Annotated in this window: 16 protein-coding genes; 8 read left to right on the top strand and 8 right to left on the bottom strand. The window is 58.5% G+C overall.

Annotation, left to right across the window (positions count from 1 at the left end; genetic code table 11):
- The first annotated feature begins 262 nt into the window (after positions 1 to 262).
- Positions 263 to 997 carry a carbonic anhydrase gene (locus Q7O77_RS04500; RefSeq protein WP_304163803.1) on the top strand — a complete coding sequence of 245 codons (735 nt, stop codon included), beginning with the start codon at positions 263 to 265 and terminating at the stop codon, positions 995 to 997.
- Positions 998 to 1,085: 88 nt separating this feature from the next.
- On the top strand, positions 1,086 to 2,603 hold the full coding sequence (locus Q7O77_RS04495) for a PLP-dependent aminotransferase family protein (RefSeq protein ID WP_304163802.1): 1,518 nt from the start codon (positions 1,086 to 1,088) through the stop codon (positions 2,601 to 2,603).
- On the opposite strand, the gene glk is transcribed toward Q7O77_RS04495, so the two are convergent.
- Positions 2,591 to 3,559: a glucokinase gene (gene glk, locus Q7O77_RS04490; protein ID WP_304163801.1), complete on the bottom strand. Its 969-nt coding sequence runs from the start codon at positions 3,557 to 3,559 to the stop codon at positions 2,591 to 2,593. The two genes, Q7O77_RS04495 and glk, sit on opposite strands and share 13 nt — an antisense overlap.
- A gap of 357 nt (positions 3,560 to 3,916) precedes the next feature.
- On the opposite strand from glk, the gene Q7O77_RS04485 reads away from it, so the two are divergent.
- Entirely contained in the window at positions 3,917 to 5,041 is a 1,125-nt protein-coding gene (locus Q7O77_RS04485; RefSeq protein ID WP_304163800.1) for an aminotransferase class V-fold PLP-dependent enzyme, read from the top strand.
- 37 nt (positions 5,042 to 5,078) lie between these two features.
- Here Q7O77_RS04485 and Q7O77_RS04480 read toward each other — a convergent pair whose 3' ends face one another.
- Positions 5,079 to 6,104: a LacI family DNA-binding transcriptional regulator gene (locus tag Q7O77_RS04480; protein ID WP_304163799.1), complete on the bottom strand. Its 1,026-nt coding sequence runs from the start codon at positions 6,102 to 6,104 to the stop codon at positions 5,079 to 5,081.
- Positions 6,105 to 6,399: 295 nt separating this feature from the next.
- Here Q7O77_RS04480 and Q7O77_RS04475 point away from each other — a divergent pair, with 295 nt between their 5' ends.
- The 3 genes from Q7O77_RS04475 to Q7O77_RS04465 are packed head-to-tail and all read left to right on the top strand — an operon-like array spanning position 6,400 to position 8,418.
- Positions 6,400 to 6,843 carry a PTS sugar transporter subunit IIA gene (locus tag Q7O77_RS04475; RefSeq protein WP_304163798.1) on the top strand — a complete coding sequence of 148 codons (444 nt, stop codon included), beginning with the start codon at positions 6,400 to 6,402 and terminating at the stop codon, positions 6,841 to 6,843.
- A 13-nt stretch (positions 6,844 to 6,856) separates the two neighbouring features.
- Positions 6,857 to 7,123, top strand: coding sequence for a PTS sugar transporter subunit IIB (locus Q7O77_RS04470; RefSeq protein ID WP_085687632.1), 267 nt, complete (start codon positions 6,857 to 6,859; stop codon positions 7,121 to 7,123).
- Between the two features lie 32 nt (positions 7,124 to 7,155).
- Complete coding sequence (locus Q7O77_RS04465; RefSeq protein WP_085650677.1) at positions 7,156 to 8,418, top strand: PTS ascorbate transporter subunit IIC; 1,263 nt, start codon at positions 7,156 to 7,158, stop codon at positions 8,416 to 8,418.
- Positions 8,419 to 8,696: 278 nt separating this feature from the next.
- Here the strand turns inward: Q7O77_RS04465 and Q7O77_RS04460 are convergent, their stop codons facing one another.
- The 4 genes from Q7O77_RS04460 to Q7O77_RS04445 all read right to left on the bottom strand — a co-directional run bounded on the left by Q7O77_RS04460 (position 8,697) and on the right by Q7O77_RS04445 (position 12,904).
- Positions 8,697 to 9,197, bottom strand: a complete 501-nt coding sequence (locus tag Q7O77_RS04460; protein ID WP_304163797.1) for a DUF1543 domain-containing protein — start codon at positions 9,195 to 9,197, stop codon at positions 8,697 to 8,699.
- A gap of 224 nt (positions 9,198 to 9,421) precedes the next feature.
- Complete coding sequence (gorA, locus tag Q7O77_RS04455; protein WP_304163796.1) at positions 9,422 to 10,774, bottom strand: glutathione-disulfide reductase; 1,353 nt, start codon at positions 10,772 to 10,774, stop codon at positions 9,422 to 9,424.
- A gap of 165 nt (positions 10,775 to 10,939) precedes the next feature.
- A complete protein-coding gene (locus Q7O77_RS04450; RefSeq protein ID WP_304163795.1) occupies positions 10,940 to 11,734 on the bottom strand; it encodes a nucleotidyltransferase domain-containing protein in 795 nt (264 codons plus the stop codon).
- Positions 11,735 to 11,767: 33 nt separating this feature from the next.
- Complete coding sequence (locus tag Q7O77_RS04445) at positions 11,768 to 12,904, bottom strand: slipin family protein (RefSeq protein WP_304163794.1); 1,137 nt, start codon at positions 12,902 to 12,904, stop codon at positions 11,768 to 11,770.
- Positions 12,905 to 13,404: 500 nt separating this feature from the next.
- On the opposite strand from Q7O77_RS04445, the gene rtcR reads away from it, so the two are divergent.
- Both rtcR and rnz read left to right on the top strand, forming a co-directional pair.
- Entirely contained in the window at positions 13,405 to 14,988 is a 1,584-nt protein-coding gene (gene rtcR / locus Q7O77_RS04440) for an RNA repair transcriptional activator RtcR (protein ID WP_304163793.1), read from the top strand.
- A 19-nt stretch (positions 14,989 to 15,007) separates the two neighbouring features.
- A complete protein-coding gene (rnz, locus tag Q7O77_RS04435; RefSeq protein WP_304163792.1) occupies positions 15,008 to 15,922 on the top strand; it encodes a ribonuclease Z in 915 nt (304 codons plus the stop codon).
- A 45-nt stretch (positions 15,923 to 15,967) separates the two neighbouring features.
- On the opposite strand, the gene Q7O77_RS04430 is transcribed toward rnz, so the two are convergent.
- The gene (locus tag Q7O77_RS04430) at positions 15,968 to 16,810 is read right to left on the bottom strand and encodes a 23S rRNA (adenine(2030)-N(6))-methyltransferase RlmJ (RefSeq protein ID WP_304163791.1); all 843 of its coding nucleotides are present in this window, start codon (positions 16,808 to 16,810) and stop codon (positions 15,968 to 15,970) included.
- Between the two features lie 245 nt (positions 16,811 to 17,055).
- The gene (locus Q7O77_RS04425) at positions 17,056 to 18,501 is read right to left on the bottom strand and encodes a glycoside hydrolase family 32 protein (RefSeq protein WP_304163804.1); all 1,446 of its coding nucleotides are present in this window, start codon (positions 18,499 to 18,501) and stop codon (positions 17,056 to 17,058) included.
- Positions 18,502 to 18,725 lie beyond the last annotated feature (224 nt).

The raw sequence follows: 18,725 nt of genomic DNA, 5'->3' as shown, positions 1-18,725 counted from the left end.
ATGTGTATAAGAGACAGTTATAGCCACTATTTGATTTCCGCTATGCGATGAGCTCCGTATAACAATCTTTAACTAGAGAACTATAACGCGCGACCAAAAATATTACCTGATGCAGAATCCACCATCCAATTCCCCCCTTCCCACAGAGCGCTTAACCCTTGGTTCAAGGGCATATAAATAATGAGGATTTATCACTAACCCCATGATTAACAACGCAGTATAATTTAGCCCCATAGATTTCTGATTAAGGTTAAAGTTGTTAATGAAATATATCCCATTATTTACAGCCAGCTTATTTCTGGCCTGTTCATCCCCGGTATTGAGCGCAGAACATGCCCATTGGTCTTATGAAGGGGAGCACGATCCCGCTCATTGGGGCGCTGATTTCCATACCTGCGGCGACGGCATGTACCAATCGCCCATTAATATCACCACCGTTCAGCATACTCACCAGAAACCGTTGCAGCTGCATTTCAGTCAAGAAGACAGCCTGCGCGTCATTAACAACGGTCACACGATCGAAGTCGAAGATAAGAAAGGCGACACCTTAACGGTCGATGGCGAAACGTTTACCCTGCAACAGTTTCATTTTCACGCCCCGAGTGAAAATCAAATTGATGGGAAAACCTTCCCGTTTGAAGGGCACTTCGTGCATACCAACGCTCAGGGCGAGGCGGTTGTCGTCGCCGTTATGTATCGCATAGGCGCGCCCAACCCGGAACTGGACAAAATCTGGCAGCAGATGCCGACCGAGATTGCTCACGAGAACGCGCTGACCGCCCATATTCAGCTGCGTAAACTGCTCCCGCAGAATCTGAGCTACTACCGCTACAGCGGTTCGCTGACGACCCCGCCTTGCACCGAAGGCGTGCGCTGGATGGTGCTGAAACATCCGCAAACGGTCTCCGAACAGCAGATTCAGCGCTTTAGCGCCGTCATGCATCATCACAACAATCGTCCGCCTCAGCCGCTGCACGGCCGTGTCGTGATCGATTAACTCCGGGCAGGCTCCGTTGCCGCGAGCGATTCGGTATAGATATTGCTACTCTCATCCTGAGGCTGTTTAGACCCATGAGGACCACAGGATGATCGATCGCTGTCTGCACATCGATTTTGTCGCCAGCCGGAGCCTGCAGGAGCAGCTGCGCGAAAAGCTGATAGATGCCATTCTGACGGGCGTATTCCCGGCGGAAGAGTCGCTGCCGTCTTGTCGGAAGTTATCGAACCAGCTCGCCATTTCGCGCAACACCGTGGCGCTGGTGTATGAAAGTCTGCTGAACGACGGCTATCTGGTCAGCCGTCCCCGCAGCGGCTATTTTCTGCATCCGGACTATCACCAGCCCGAGACGCTCGCCGAGATCCGCCGCCAGCAGAAGACTCCTGACGAAACGCAGCAGCCGCCGGACTGGGGCAAACGACTCAACGTCAGCCCAAGCGGTTTCTTCGCCATTATGAAACCGGCGCGCTGGATGGATTATCCCTTCCCGTTTATCTACGGTCAGCCGAATACCCAGCTGTTTCCGCTCGAACAGTGGCGTGAAACCACCCGCCGCATCACCGGCCTGCATCGCGACCACCGCTGGCTCTATGACCATATCGATCAGGACGTGCCGCTGCTGATTGAACAGGTTCGACAACGGATTTTGCCCAAGCGCGGCATCATCGCTCAAGCCGATGAAATCCTGATCACGCTCGGCTCGCAGAACGCGCTTTCGCTCCTGTCGCAGCTGCTATTTAACCCCGGCACCCGCGTCGCCGTGGAAAATCCTATTTTTCGCGAGGCGGTGAATACCTTTGCGCTCCAGGGCGCGCAGATCGTGCCACATTCCCTGGACCACGAAGGCCTGCAGTTGAACGCCGCCTCCGCCGAGTGCGACTATTTTTACGTCACGCCCAGTCATCAGGCGCCCACCGGCATTCGGATGAGCAACGCGCGCCGTACCGCGCTGCTGGAGTATGCGCGCCTGCACGATCGGATCATTATCGAGGATGATTACGACTCGGAAACCAACCTAGACCCACAGCCGCGCGCCGCGCTGAAAGCCAGCGATGTGCATAACCGGGTGATTTACGTCAGCAGTCTGTCCAAATCGCTGTCCCCCGGCTTACGGCTGGGATTTCTGGTGGCGCCCGCCGAGCTGATTGACGAGCTGCGGGCGCTGCGTCGCCTGTCCTATCGCCACCCGCCGACCACGATTCAACATCAGATGGCCCATTTTCTGGCGCAGGGCTATTACGAGGCCTATCTTCACCGCTATCGTGAAGACTCCGCGCGCCGGTGGCACAGATTGAATGAAGCGTTGGAGCACTGCCTGCCCGCCTGCCGCCGAATGGCCGGGAGCGAGCATGCCAACGCGTTTTGGCTACAGGCGCCGGAGGGCGTCGATACGCATCAGCTGGCGTGGCGGGCCGCGCACAGGGGAGTGTTGATAGAACCGGGACAGGCGCATTTTTTGGGTTCCAATGCGCCAGACAACTTTTTCCGATTAGGCTTTCACGCCATCGATGAGGCGCGGATCGCGCCGGGCATCGCCCGTCTGGCGGAGGCTTTCCGCACGTTGGGCGACCCCGATATCGCCGCCAGTGGGCTTCAGAGGGTGTAGCCCAACTCCTGACGCAGATAGGCGCCAGCGCCCAGCAGGCCGGGCTGTTTATGAGAAATCATGAAGACCGGGATGGGCGCGAGGTAATCTTTGAAGCGTCCCTTGTCTTCGAACGCCGCCCGGAAGCCGGAGTGACTGAAGAACTCCATAAACCGAGGCACGATCCCGCCCGCGATATAGACGCCGCCGAACGTGCCCATCGTCAACGCCAGATTGCCGCCGAAGCGCCCCAGCATGACGCAAAACAGCGATAATGCGCGACGGCAGTCGATACAGTCATCCGCCAGCGCTCGTTCCGATACCGCTTTGGGACTCAGATCCTCCGGCATGCGGCCGTCGGCCTTCACCACCGCGCGATAGATATTCACCAGCCCCGGACCGGACAGCACGCGCTCCGCCGACACATGGCCCATATCGTGACGCAGGACGGACAAAATCGTGTCTTCCTCCTCGCTGTTCGGCGCGAAGTCCACATGGCCGCCCTCGCCGGGAAGGCTGAACCACTTGCCTGCCACCGGCAGCAGGTGCGCCACGCCGAGTCCCGTTCCCGCGCCGTACACCGCCACGGGTTTGCCCGCTTCGGCGCTCTCGCCGCCGAATTGGATCACGTCATCTTCCCGCAGCACCGGGATCGCCATGCTGACCGCCGTGAAGTCATTGATGACGTCCAGACGGTCGAACCCCAGCTGCTGTTGCAGTTCGGTAATAGAGAATGCCCAGTAGTGATTGGTCATCGCCACCCAGTCGTCCACGACCGGACAGGCAATGGCGATACAGCCGCTTTTGATCGTCAGCTCGCTGTGCTCGGACAGAAACGCTTTGATCACCGCTTCCAGACTGGGAAAATCGTCGACCGAATACTGTTTGCTGCGTGAAATCGCTCCGTCATCCAACTGACAAAGCGCCAGGCGGGCGTTCGTTCCACCCACATCACCCACCAATGCATACTGGTGCATATTTTATGTTCTCCGATTAGATGGCTGCGTATCCCAACGAGAAAGTGACCGACCCATTGCCCGACAGCGCACCGTCCGCCGTAAACGGGATAGGGCTTTCCTGACGGGGAGATGGCGTTAGGCCGTAGAAGAGGCGCCCTGCGTAAGGCAGAGCCTCGGACGCTGACCGCGAACCCGCGAACAGACCCCGGTTTCACGGCGGAATACGTTTCGGTAAGGTTATCTCGACCCCTGACACAAATCTAGCCGGATACGTCCGACTCCGCTGCATCGCAATAAAATTTCCGTATCGCTTTCCGCCCATCCTGAGTATCTTCATCTAAAAGAAAAATCAGCTCATTCCCTAAGGAGATATGCATGACGCTCACCATTCCGGAGGCGCTTATCCCCGCCGATCCTCGTTTCGGCTGCGGCCCTTCACTCATTCACCTTGATGATTTAACCCGCCTGATGAACAAAGGCCCCCACCTGCTGGGCACCAGCCACCGTAAAGCGCCGGTACGCGCGCTGTGCGGCGAGATTCAGGAAGGATTGCGTTCTCTGCTGTCCGTTCCGGACGACTACAGCATCGTGCTGGGCAACGGCGGCGCGACGCTGTTGTTCGATATGGTCGGGCTGGGAATGGTGAAAAAACGTATCGTTCACCACGTCTGCGGTGAGTTCTCCGGGAAATGGTTTAAAGCCTCCAAGCGCATTCCGTGGATTGAGGCCGCCAGCCTGGAAGTGGACTACGGACAAGGGCACCGCGAGTTCAGCACGGCCAACGCTGACGTCGTGACCTGCACGCTGAACGAAACGTCTACCGGCGTGATGAACACGACGCTGCCCGAAGTGGGTGATGATTGTCTGCTGGCCGTCGATGCGACCAGCGGCGCCGGTCAGATCGCCTGCGACCTGTCGCGCGTTGACGTGTTCCTGTTCTCCCCGCAGAAAGTCTTCGCCAGCGAAGGCGGGCTGTTCGTCGCCATCCTGTCGCCGAAGGCGAAAGCGCGGATCGCGGAAGTTTCGGCCGACAAGACGCGCTATATTCCCGTCTTCGCCGACTGGCAGATTGCGCTCAACAACAGTGAACAACAGCAGACTTACAATACGCCGGCGACCGTCACCCTGTTCCTGTTCGCCGAACAGGTGAAACGCATGAGCGCGCTTGGGTTTGCCGAAGTACAGCGTCAGGCCGCCGCCAAAGCGGAGCACCTCTACCAGTGGGCCACCGACAGAGACTATCTGACGCCTTACGTGGAAGATCCGGCTTTCCGCTCCACCACCGTCGCGGCGATTGACGTGGCCGACGCCATTTCCGTCGACCAGTTAACCCGCTATCTGGACGAGCAGGGGCTGGTCCACGGCATCGAAGGGTATCGGGCGCTGGGACGCAACCAGCTGCGTATCGCCCTGTTCCATAACATCGCACTCGATGATGTGAAAAAGCTCACCGCGCTGATCGACTTCCTGATTAGCAGCGGCGAGTTCAACGTCGCCTAATCGGCACCCCGCCCGTCAATGCCAGACGGCATAGCGTCTAGCGTTGGCGGGTGCTAGCCCGCACCACCAGCGGCGCCGGAAGCGGCTGCCTCGCGTCGACCTCCTGCCCCCGCAGCTCCGCCAACAGCTGTTCACCGGCTAACGTCCCCATCTGCCGATAGGGCAACGCAACCGTGGTTAACGGCGGCGAGCAAACGGCGGAAAGGTCGCCGCCGCCGAGGCTAGCGACCGCCAGCTGGCTAGGCACATCCACCCCTTCCGCATGGCAGGCCATAATTACGCCGCAGGCGACTTCATCCGTGGTGCAGATCAGCACGTCCAGCTCCGGCCAGGTCAGACGAATTTCCGGCAGGCGCTGATGACCGGTGGCGAACGCCGGTGGTTCCGTCGTCGCGATAACCCGATGCGGCGAATGATTCACGGCCAGCATCGCGCTGTGCCAACCGTGCATAATCTGTTTGAGCGTCGTACCGCTGGTCTGGCTGCACAACAGCCCCAGATGTCGATAGCCGTTTCCCGCCAGCTGGTGTACCAGCGCCGCCACCGCCTGGGCGTAGTCGACGCCGACGCTGACATCCAGCGGCTGCGGATGAAGGGCCCCCACCTGCATCACCGGCAAACCGGCGTTGATCAACAGTCGACGCCCTTCGTCCGTGCTGTCGAAATTAAAATGCACCATCGCGGCAGGATGATAGGCGAGCAGGCGCTCGATCAGCTGCCGTTCGCCGCTGGCGGAGTGATTCGCTTCCACCAGCATCATGCTGTACTCCGCTTCTTTCAGCACCGCTTGCAGCGCTTCCGACACCTGAGCACATCCCGGCGTCGCAAAAGAGGGCACCACCATGAGGATCAGCTGCGATGAGGCGGATGCCAGCGCGCTCGCCGCCAGATTCGGTACGTAATCCAGCTCGGCAATCGCCGCCGCGATCTTCTCACGCAGCACCGGCGACACCTTTTCCGGCACGCGCAGCGCCCGGGAGGCCGTCATCGCGCTGACGCCGACCAACTGAGCCACATCGGCCAGAGTACTTTTCCCTGTGTTACGCCGCCGTTTTTCTTTCATGCTTTCACCGCCTCCCTCTGTTCGCCTGTCGCCATTTCCGTCCGGGCCATCGTCCCGATGCGCCACCGCCTAAGCCTCGTCAACCGCCTGCCCCAATCGGAACCGGCGGCTTATGGTAGCACCGCCGCAGGCGCGATAACCGGTCAGGCATTCACATTCGTCGTCGACGTCTCACTCCGCACATTATTCACCTCTGCGGGGAAATGTTAGCGCTAACTTTGCGAAACCTATCACAGAAAGACGGTCGATATTTCGCCTACATTGAGGCACACCTTCCCTGAGTAACGAGGTCAACATGCTCGCAACGTGGCTGACGCCCAAAACCATCCACCTGGTGGATCGTGTTTCCCACTGGCAGGAAGCCCTCACGCTGGCGGCGGAACCGTTGCTGGCTGACGGCGCGATCACTCAAGACTATCTGGAGGCGATTATCAGCACCCATCAGTCGATGGGTCCGTACTACGTGATTGCGCCCGGACTGGCGCTGCCCCACGCCCGACCCGAGCAGGGCGCTAATCAAAACGGGCTGTCGCTGCTGTGCATCCGCGAGGGGGTAAATTTTGAGTCGGAGGAAAACGACCCGGTGACGGTCGTGATTATGCTGTGCGCCCTTACGGGGGACGAACATATCCGGATGATTACCGAGCTGGCGGCGTTGTTCAGCGACGAAGATTCGCTGAAGCAGCTGCTGACCGCTTCTTCCCTTCCCGCCATTCAGGCGATTATCGAAAACTATTAAGACGAGGCCAGTGATGAAAAAGATCCTCATTGTGTGCGGTAACGGGCTCGGCAGCAGCTTTATTGTCGAAATGAACGTCAAAAAAATCGTGGCGGAATTAGGCAAGGAAGCCGAGGTCAGCCATACCGATCTGACCTCCGCCAAGTCGGAACGCCCGGACATCATTTTCGGCGCCAAAGATATCGTTGAACAGATTCAGGGATCCGACGCCCAGATATTCGGCCTGACCAACCTGCTGGATAACAACAAGATCAGAGAAATTCTGGCTGCCAACCTGTAACGGCGCGTTCAGACGCGCTAACGGAGTCGCTTATGTTGCAGTTTATTATGAAGGATGTGCTGGGTACGCCCGCCATTCTGGTTGGGCTGTTTTCCCTGCTGGGGCTGGTGCTGCAAAAGAAACCTTTCTCTGAGGTGGTTTCCGGCACGCTGAAAACCATCATGGGATTTTTGATTCTAATCGCCGGGGCCAATGTCATTTCCTCCACGCTGACGGTGTTCAGTCAGCTGTTCACGCACTCCTTTAATATGCACGGCGTCGTGCCCAACAACGACGTTGTTGCAGCGCTGGCGCAGGCTAACTTCGGCACGGAAACCGCCATGATCATGGTCTTCGGCATGATTGTGAACATTATTCTGGCGCGGATTACGCCGCTGAAATATATCTTCCTGACCGGCCACCACACGCTGTATATGGCGGCCATGCTGGCGGTAATCCTGTCCACCGGCGGTATGCGCGGCGTCAGCCTGATCGCGACGGGCGCCCTCATTCTCGGCGCGCTGATGGTCATCAGCCCTGCCATCCTGCAACCCTTTACCCGGAAGATCACCCAGTCGGATGATTTGGCTATCGGCCACTTCGGCTCCGCCGGTTATCTGCTGGCGGCGCTGGTGGGTAAAGTGGTTGGGAAAGGCAGCCCGTCCACGGAAGAGCTGAAAGTCCCGAAAACGCTGAACTTCCTGCGTGACTCTTCGGTCGCGATTTCGCTGACCATGATGATTCTGTTCATCGTGCTGGCGCTGTTCGCAGGCAAGGAGTACACAGAAAGTCAGGTGAGCGGCGGACAAAATTACCTGATTTTCGCCATCATTCAGTCCATCACCTTCGCCGCCGGGGTCTACGTCATTCTGGCCGGGGTGCGGATGGTGATTGCGGAAATCGTCCCCGCGTTCAAGGGCATTGCGGACAAGCTGGTGAAAGACGCCAAGCCTGCACTGGACTGTCCGACCGTGTTCCCGTTTGCCCCCAACGCCGTAATTATCGGCTTCTTGTGTAGCTTCCTGGCGGGCCTGATCAGCATGTTCCTTTGCCCACTGTTCGGCCTGAGCGTGATCGTTCCCGGACTGGTCCCGCACTTCTTCTGCGGCGCGACCGCTGGGATTTACGGCAACATCACCGGCGGACGCCGCGGCGCGGTGATCGGCTCCTTCGTACAAGGTTTGCTGATCTCCTTCCTGCCGGCGATTCTGCTGCCGCTGATGGGGTCGTTAGGACTGGCGGCCACCACGTTCGGCGACGCTGACTTCGGCATCGTGGGGATTATTCTCGGCAATGTGGTTGCGCTGTTCCACTAAGCGTATGGCAGGCGACGCGGACAGTTTCAGTCCGCGTCGCCCCTTCTTCGGACGGAGACGAGGCGCATCGCCACCCTCCACCGCCGCCCTGTTCTGCTACCGCGTTAACCCGCTGATTAAATTTATCATTCAGCCAATAACCGTCACGCTTTTCGCAAACTCACCACACTCTCTTCCTCGTTGCCCCGCCTCGGGCTTACACCGCAGGCAGAGTGGCAGACCTTCAGCGACAAAAATCCCCTGCGCAAGGCCGTTCAAGCCCGGACGTCAGTCCGCCATCAAATCGGCAAATACCCCTGCCAGAGCGGTGCGGCGGGTGCGCCATTCGGGTTGGGCGTCAGGTGAATATGCCATCCGTTCAGCTGTTGCAGCAGCAGGCAGTCGTCCACATCGCGCAGGTCGTCTTTGTGCTGTTTGAAAGTGTCGTGCAGAAGGACTTTTTTGGCCTGCGTCTTCGCTTCATCCGCCGTTGGTGCGACAAACAGGCCGAACTGATGCAGCTCCGCTGGCTCGCCCGGCAGGTAGCCGCCGATGTTAACGAACCAGAGGCGCTGTGAGGATGTCGCGGGCGTTTCGCTTAGCGTGATGTCATGGCCATCGGCCCACTGAATCGGGGTATAGCTATCGACGTGGATCTGTTTTTTGTCACCGAACCAGATTTCTTTGAGGAGGGGGAAGGCATCTTCCGGTTGGTCCACCACGGCGAACTGCACATCGTGTAATTCGATATTAGCGCCCGGCGCACTACCGCCGACGTAGAAAAGAAAAAGCGTAGGCATGAAGATTCTGACTCCCTGAAAAGAAAGAAAAATGAGCCGCGTTGCGGCTCTCTTTCACCCCTTGCGGCGGAGCGACTGACTCTCCGCATTTGAGAGGTGAAGCGCTAAATCATGCGACCGCTGGAAACCGTGGTCGCTTTTGGTTCACCACTCCGCGGCGGTACCGACGAGGCGAGACACGCCCCGTCCGCTTGCCGAATAATGACGCGCCGCGCATCGCTGGATTAACGCATCGTGACGAACTCTTCCGCCCCGGTCGGGTGGATGGCGACGGTGTTGTCGAAGTCCTGCTTGGTGGCTCCCATTTTCACCGCGACAGCGAAGCCCTGCAGCATTTCGTCCACGCCAAAACCGATACCGTGAACGCCCACCACTTTCTCTTCCGGGCCGACGCACACCAGTTTCATGCGGCACGGCTGACGATGCTGCGTGACGGCGGTATACATGGCGGTAAAGGAGGATTTGTAGACTTTGACCTGCTCGTCGCCGTACTTCTCGCGCGCCTGCGGCTCGGTCAGCCCGACGGTGCCGATAGGCGGATGGCTAAACACCACGGTAGGAATGTTGCTGTAGTCAAGATGCTCGTTCGGCTTGTTGTTGAACAGGCGTTCTGACAAACGACGTCCCGCGGCGACCGCCACTGGCGTCAGCTCGACCGCGCCCGTGTTGTCGCCCACGGCGTAGATACCGGCAACGTTGGTGTTCTGGAATTTATCGACCTTCACATAACCGCGATCGTCCAACGCGACGCCCGCCGCCTCAAGGTTGAGGTTATCGGTGGCCGGTTGACGGCCAATCGCCCAAACCAGGCAGTCCACCGTCTGCGTTTTGCCATCTTCCAATTGCAGCGTCAGGCTGCCGTCGGCGTTTTTCACTACCGCCTTAGGCGTCGACTCGGTGTGCAGCGACGGCCCTTCCGCCTGCATCACTTCCACCAGCGTTTCCACAATCAGCGGATCGAACTGGCGCAGCGGCGCATGTTTACGCACGAACAGGTGGGTCTCCGCGCCCAGCGCGTTCAACACGCCCGCGATTTCTACGGCGATGTAACCCGCGCCCACCACGGCGACGCGCTTCGGCAGCGCATCCAGTTCAAAGAACCCGTCGGAGTTAATGCCATATTCCGCACCGGGGACATCCGGCAGCGTCGGACGACCGCCGGTCGCGATCAGGATGTGGTCAGCGGTGATTTTCTCGCCGTTGACTTCCACCGTGTGGGCGTCCACGAACCGGGCGAAACCGCGGATAACCTCAACCTGATTCTTACCCAGCACGTTGTCATAGGAGTGATGGATACGGTCAATGTAGGCACTGCGGTTTTTCACCAGCGTATCCCAGTTGAAGCCGTTGACCGTGACGTCAAAACCATAGTCGGGGCCGTAGTTGTGAATCGCCTCGGCGATCTGCGCCGCATGCCACATCACCTTCTTCGGCACACAGCCGACGTTCACACAGGTCCCGCCCAGATATTTGGCTTCAATTAACGCGCATTTCTTGCCGTACATGGCCGCACGGTTAATGGAGGCAATGCCGCCGCTGCCGCCGCCAATAGCGAGATAGTCATAATGTTTAGTCATTGGGAGATCCAGGTTGTGTGAATAAAAAGTTATATAGAGTGTAACGCCAGAGATCTTGTTCCGGCAAAGATCGCAGCGTGATTGTAGTCAGAAACGCAAAGCGCCTTGCGGCAATTTTGAAATCAATGAAATAGGCGAGGCCGCCTTACGGGGCCTCGCGCAATGTTAAACGCCGGTCAGCACGGTTTCGAACAGCAGGCGATCCAACGCGGCATCGATGCGTTTGTCCTTTGCCGGTGGTGAGATGTCTATCGTGGTTTCCAGCGACTGCGCGATAAACGCGTGGATATGCGGTTGCCGCGCCACCACATCGGTCTCTATCGCACTGCATTTCATTTTCAGCAGCGCCCGAACCTCTTCCAGTAGCGCAGCGTCCGTTACCATCGCGTTCAGCAACACCTCGAACTGCATGGGAGGAACGCCCTTCCCCTTGGCAATCCACTGCACCGCCAGCAGCGAACGCAGCACGTAAAAATACTTTTTCAGCCGCACGCGCTCATCCTGCAAATAGGTACGAAAGTTTTTACGCGCGATGGAGAGGTAATGATGACTCGCCTTGAGCGCGGAAAAACAGCCGGGGATTAACTGGCGCAGCCGGTCCGTCGCGACATCATCCTGCCGGTAGACCACCGGCGAATCCAGCCATTCGATAAGCGTGGGGTTGCCCCGGTTCAATAGCGCCAACGCCTTTCGCAGTTCCCAACCGCACACGTCCAACTCCGCCGTCAGCGGACGCTCGATCACGTCACGCTGCGGTTCAACCCGCAGATACCACTCTGGCGGATGAACGTAGATGAATCGGACATCATAATCACTGTCCGGCGAGGCGAACCCCCAGCCGCGGCTGCCGGACTCGCAGGCGTACAGAATGCGGACATCAAACTCCTTTTCCACATCGTCCAGCGCCGCTTTGATCTGCTGTTTCATTTTTTCGCTAACGCCCTGAGATGCCCGTGTCATATTCCTCTCCTCCTTTTTTGAGACGTCGCCGCGCTATGCGACTTTCAAGTTCACCAGTCCGTTCAACACCTGATCCAATCCGCCGAACACGGAAATCTTATCGATGCGTTCCGCCACACGCTCCAGCGTTTCCAGCTCTTTCAAACGCAGGGCGACCGGGTTGTTCTCCATCACTTTGGCGGTATTCAGCAGGGAACGCGTCGCCGACGTTTCTTCCCGGCGTCGTATCACGTTGGCCTGCGCCGCCTTTTCGGCTTCCACCACCTGAGACAAAATGGTTTTCATATCGCCCGGCAACACGATGTCCTTCACTCCCAGAGAAACGACGTCGATACCATAACCCGCCATTTTTTCACGGACCTGGGCATTCACCCGTTCATCGATGGTGTGCTTGTTTTCCAGCAGTTCATCCAGCGTGCGGGTTCCCACCGCTTCACGCAACGCGAACTGAAGCTCTCGATACAGCGAATCAACCGGCTTCGTTAACTGACCGAACGCCGTCAAAATGTCGCTGTAGCGCCAGTTAGCCACCAGATTCAGCCGAAGATTGACCTTGTCGCGCGTCAAAATTTCCTGCCCGCTCACCTCCAGCGCCTGCTGACGAGTGTCTATCAGTTCCACCTCTACGCTGTGATTAAACCGCCAGTACCCGCTGACGCCCGGCGGCAACAGTTCCTGCGCCGCGCCATCCACTTTCAGGAGGCCGAGATGCCAGGCCGGAACCTGCGCCAGCAAGACGCCGGCATGGCCGATGACGTGTCGCTGACGCAGCGTCGGCTGCAACAGGGCGGACACCAGCGTATCCGGCACCCGAATGTCGTCGGTTTTCACCTGTTCGACGCGCCGATGCTCGTCTTTACGCCAGTAAAGGCGGCGCGTGGCGGGCGGCAGGATTTCCTGCAGCACATCATGATCGTAGCGAAGCCCGATCGCCTCTTCCGGCAATACCACATCTAAACAAAACTGCTTTACCCACTCCGGATGGTACTGGCGCAGATAGTCGTCCAAAGGCGCCAGCACTTCAGACCCATCCAAAGAAACTATGTCGATTTTCTGCCGATTAAACCAACGGGGAATGCGGTGTCGGCCCGCCTCCAATACCCGCAGGTAATCGCCGTCTTGGCTCACTAAACCCAACTGACCTTTACGAATGGTTAAAAACTTAAACATGACGCTTTTCTCCTGATGGTCCCTCCAGCACACGTAGAGACGGACGTCGGGGCGAAGCCGCAGGGGGAAGGCTCACGAGTTCCTGATGGAACGGATGAGCCTTCTGCCTGCCGCCCGGCGCGTCGGTCGGTCTCCCGTGAGGCCACCGTCAACTTCCCGGAGGCGGGAGGGTTATTTTTCATTATCAATATCGAGGTGCGATATTCGGGATTCGAACCCGAGTTAACCAATTATCGAGTGTTCGACGCTTGACGGAACATCCGCAGGAAAGCGGCGAGAAGCCGCTCCCGGAATGCCGGCGTGGTGCTGAATCACAGCAAAACCAACGTGTCGACGGGATAGATATTGCGAGACTCGTGCCAATAGGAAAGAAACAGCAAAATAAAAATCTTAATAGATTGATATTATTCATTTTTTATTTTATTTGGCTAACATCGTGCTATTCGGGCCAACACGAATGAATTATCCTTATCGATAAGGTTTTATAAATTAGGATAAACATGAAGCGCAGAGTGGTGATTGGCACGCTAGGGAGCGTCCTTGATAAGCGCGGCAAACGGGCCAACCGCTGGAATAAATGGCGACCAACCGTCGCACTGTGCCAACAGCCGGAGATGCCGGTGGACCGGCTGGAGTTGCTGTACCAGTCGCGCAATATCGGTCTGGCGGAACAGGTTCAGGCAGACATCACTGAGCTGTCGCCCGGCACTGAAGTGCGCCTGCATGCCGTCGATTTGCAGGATGCCTGGGATTTTGAGGAGGTTTATACCGCCTACCTCGACTTCGCCACCCGCTATTCGTTTGACACGGAGAATGAGGAGTATCTGGTACATATCACCACCGGCACCCACGTCGCGCAGATCTGTTGGTTTCTGCTGACGGAGGCGCGCTATCTGCCTGCCAGCCTGTTGCAGACCAGTCCGGTCTCCCGCCGAGAAGGCCCCCCTTCCCCTGCTGGCCTTTATTCGATTATCGATTTGGATCTCAGCCGTTATGCGACGCTGACGAGCCGCTTTCAACGGGAGCAGCAGGCGTCTGCCTCGTTTTTGAAAGCGGGCATCGCCACGCGTAACACGGCATACAATGCCTTGATCGACCAAATCGAGCGCGTTGCGCTGCGTTCTTCCGCGCCGCTGTTGCTCACCGGTCCGACCGGCGCAGGAAAATCCTTTCTGGCGCGACGGATCTTCGAATTAAAAGCCGCCCGTCATCAGGTTTCCGGACGCTTTATCGCCGTTAACTGCGCGACGCTGCGAGGAGATAATGCGATGTCGACGTTGTTCGGACATGCCCGGGGCGCTTTTACCGGCGCGCAGCAGGCGCGAACCGGACTGTTGAGGGAAGCGGACGGCGGCATCCTGTTTCTGGATGAAATTGGCGAGCTGGGGCTGGATGAACAGGCCATGCTGCTGAAAGCGATTGAAGAGAAAACCTTTTTTCCCTTCGGTTCGGATAAGGAAGTCAGCAGCGATTTTCAACTGATCGCGGGGACGCATCGCGATATGCCGCGCTGGGTCGCGGCAGGTCATTTCCGTGACGATCTCTACGCGCGCATCAATATGTGGACCTTTGCTCTTCCCGGACTGGCGGAGCGGCGTGAAGATATCGAGCCCAATATCGACTTTGAGCTACAGCGCTTTGCAGAAACGCAGCAGCTGCAAGTCCGCTTTGATCGCGAAGCGCGACAGCAGTTTCTGGGATTCGCCAGCTCACCGCAGGCCCCGTGGCGCGGGAATTTCAGAGAATTAAGCGCCAGCGTCGTCAGAATGGCGACATTGGCGGATAATGGCCGCATTACCCCCGCGTTGGTCGACGAAGAGATTTTACGCCTCCAGCGGCAGTGGGCGCCCAGCGACGCTGAGCAAGCGCCTCTGCCGGAGAGCGTCGGCGACTGCGATCTGTTTGACCGTTTCCAGTTAGAAAGCGTGCTGAACGTGTGCCGTCAGGCCAGCAGCCTGTCGGAAGCGGGCCGCCAGCTTTTCGCCGTCTCACGCCAGCAGAAAAAACAGCCGAACGACGCGGACCGGCTGCGCAAGTATCTGGCGCGGTTCAATTTATGCTGGGATGACGTCAAGCACCGTTAATTGATCGGAGAGTTTCACCATGGAACTGATATTTTTAGGCACCAGCGCGGGTATTCCGACGAAAGCCCGCAATGTGGCTAGCCTGGCGCTGGATCTGCAAGGCCCGCGCCCTGCCTTTTGGCTGTTCGACTGCGGTGAAGGCACGCAGCATCAGATACTGCATACGCGTTTAAGCGCCAGCAAAATCGAGAAAATTTTCATCACGCATCTTCATGGCGACCATCTATTTGGTCTGCCCGGTCTGCTGTGTTCCCGCTCCATGGCCGGTTGTCAGGCGCCGCTGACGCTTTACGGCCCCGCCGGACTGAAAACATTTATCGACAATGCGCTGAGCCTGAGCGGCTCTTATCTCACCTATCCGATGGAGGTGATCGAAGTCACCTCCGGACCGGTTTGCGAAGACGACCACCGCGTCGTGACGGCCTATCCCATGTCGCACACGCTGACCTGCGTCGGATATCGCATCGAAGAGCGGCCTAAACCCGGCGCACTGGACGTGGCGCGACTGGCCAAAGAGGGCATTCGCCCCGGTTCATGGTTTCAGCAGTTAAAGCGCGGCGAATCCGTGACGCTGGAAGATGGGCGGACCTTAAACGGCACCGATTACCTTGGGCCGTCCACGCCGGGCCGATCGCTCGCCATATTCGGCGATACCCGTCCGTCGGAAGCGGGACGCCTGCTGGCCGCGGGCGTGGATGTGATGGTGCACGAAGCGACGGTGGAGGCCAATATGGCCGATCGCGCCAGCGAACGCGGTCATTCCACGACGGAACAGGCGGCGACGTTGGCTCGGGAAGCGGGGGCAGGACGTTTGATTATCACCCATATCAGCGCACGATATGGTCAGGAAGATAGCGAGCGGCTGCTGGCGGAGTGCCGGGCCATTTTCCCGGCCACGGACATGGCTACCGATCTGGCGACGTTCCGGGTGTAGCGCGCGCCCAATGCCCTGCGGCGCAGGGCATTGGCTCTGCCGAATTTACTCTGGCACGACCCATTCAACGCGCGTATGCCCGGTGCCTTCCGGCACCAGTACCTGATGCAGCCACGGCAGCACGCTTTTCATCTGGGCTTCCAGCTTCCAGGGCGGGTTGATGACGATCATGCCCGAAGCGGTCATGCCGTGGCGGTCGCTGTCCGGCAAGACGGCCAGCTCGATTTGCAGGATTCGGCGGATGCCGGTCGCTTCCAGATCTTTCAGCAGCCGTTTAATCTGCTGACGCAGAACAACCGGATACCACAAAGCATAGACGCCCGTCGCGAAGCGGCGGTAACCTTCGTGAATCCCCTTCACCACCGCCTGATAATCGCTCTTCATTTCGTAAGGCGGGTCGATCAGCACCAGTCCGCGGCGGGACGGCGGCGGCAGCTGAGCTTTCAGCTGCTGATAGCCATCTTCACGCACCACGCGGGCGCGATTATCACGCTGGAACTCCTGACGCAGCAGCGGATAGTCGCTCGGGTGCAGTTCGCTCAGGTTCAGTCGGTCGTGATCGCGCATCAGATGGCGGGCGATCAGCGGAGAACCCGGGTAGTAACGCAGCTGTCCCTGCGGGTTGTAGTTACGCACCACCTGCATGTAGGCATCCAGCTCGGCAGGAACATCGTCCCGCTGCCAGATGCGGGCAATCCCAGCCTGATATTCGGCAGTGCGCTCGGCGTGTTCGCTTTGCAGCTTGTAGCGACCCGCCCCGGCGTGCGTATCGAGGTACAGGAAGGGTTTGTCTTTCTCCGCCAATGCGCTGAGGATCAGGCTTTGAACGGTATGCTTGAGCACGTCGGCGTGGTTGCCGGCGTGGAAACTGTGGCGGTAGCTGAGCATGGGTAATGATTATCCAGTGATTAAGTCGTGAGTGGGGCAGACGCGCCGTCTTTTACCCCACCCTCGCCGCAGGGCGGCAAAAACATCGGGGTGCAGCGGGGGAGTATAAAACAGATTGGCCCTTTTCTGGGCATTGGTTGAGATCTTAGGCGCAGAAAACCCGCCGGGAACCTGAAAAACAGGTTCCCTTTCCAGACGGAGAACGATCCGCAGCGCGGTCCTGAGGCCGTATGACCTTTATGCGGCTACTCCATGAGCAGAGACCAGCGCTCTCCGCCAATGAGATGCGCGCGGCCATGATCGGCGAACAGCCGCAGCGCACGTCGATCCGGCTGCGGGTAAATACGCGAGCTTAGGCAACGCTCCCCTTCCCCAACAAACACTTCGATCGAGGAGCGGTCGATAAATATCCGTAGCGATAGCACCGATTGCGCCGGTAACGGCGCGCTGCGATAGCCGCTCAGGCCATCGTCAGGGTAATGACGCTCCAGCACCAGACGTTCGGACTGCGAGTCCACAAACAGGCGCATACCCTCCCCGAGCATCAAACCGAAACGTTCGGCGGTGCTGTCGTTCAGATCCCAGCGCAATATCAGCTCCAGCGCATCGCCATTTTCCGTCAGCGGCAGCGATGGCGAGTCGATCCATTGCGGTTCGATACTCAGTCCGTCGCGTCGCAGCGACTCGACTTCTCGCACCGGCCGCACCCGCAGCTGCCCGTCTTCGAGGCTCAGCTCACGGGGCAGCGTCATGCAGCCAGCCCAACCATCTTGCTGCGAAGGCATCGGCGATTCCCACATATCCATCCATGCCAGGATGATACGGCGACCATCTGCCGCCAGGAACGACTGCGGCGCATAGAAGTCATGACCGAGATCCATTTCTGCGAACGGCTGCGTAATCTCGAAGTCGGCTCCCGGCCGCCAGTGGCCACGCAGACAACCGCTCTGGAATAAATTGCGATAGAGATAGCCGTTTGGCGAGACGCCCTGCGGCGAGAACATCAGCAGCCACTCATCGCCCAGCGGAAAGAAGTCCGGGCACTCCCACATGTAACCCAAATCGCCGTCGCTCTCCGCCAGCACGCGGTCGAGCGTCCACTCCCGCAGGCTCTCGCCGCGATAGAGCAGTACCTGTCCCTGATCCCGTTCATTGCGGGCGCCCACCACCATCCACCAGACGTCGTCCTCGCGCCACACCTTGGGATCGCGAAAATGCATGATGCCGGGAGGCGGCAGGAGGATTGCGCCCTGTTTTTCGAAATGCAGGCCATCGTGGCTGATGGCGAGGCACTGCACCTGCTGTAATTTCTCGCCCTCTTCGGGAGAGGAAGGCAGGACGACATGGCCGGTATAAATCAGGCTCAGAACGCCGTCATCATCCACCGCGCAGCCGGAAAAGCAGCCGTCCCGATCCGGCTCGTTCTCACCGCCGGGAAATAGCGCGATGGGTTGGTGCTCCCAGTGGATCATGTCCTCGCTGGTGGCATGTCCCCAGTGCATCGGTCCCCATTTCGGCTCATAAGGATAATGCTGATAGAACGCGTGGTAGCGGCCCTGATGGTAGATCAGCCCATTGGGATCGTTCATCCATCCCGCCGGTGGAGCCAGATGGAATGTCGGGTAGAAGGTGTGATTAACGTTAGCGTATTCCGGCTGCGCCTCGCTGGCGCGCTCGACGGGATGATTCATCATTGTTCTCACTCTGTCTGACGTGCATGACGGCCTGTGAGGACGGCGAGATTGTATCGAACACGATATTCCGGCAGGCCTGAATCATCGCGTTCCGTTCCCGTCGTCAGGCCGATATCGGCAACCCGGCACGGCCCGTGCCATGCGGACGCGGAGCCGGTGAAAAAGGGGCGGCGCTTGTCATTAAGCGTGGCAGATAAACCCGGTTTTCAACAGGACGAAAT

The organism is Lonsdalea britannica (assembly GCF_946477055.1).
Taxonomy (GTDB): Bacteria; Pseudomonadota; Gammaproteobacteria; order Enterobacterales; family Enterobacteriaceae; genus Lonsdalea; species Lonsdalea britannica_A.
The sequence above is the reverse complement of the archived record's forward strand: the minus strand, read 5'-3'. Positions and strand labels throughout refer to the sequence as shown.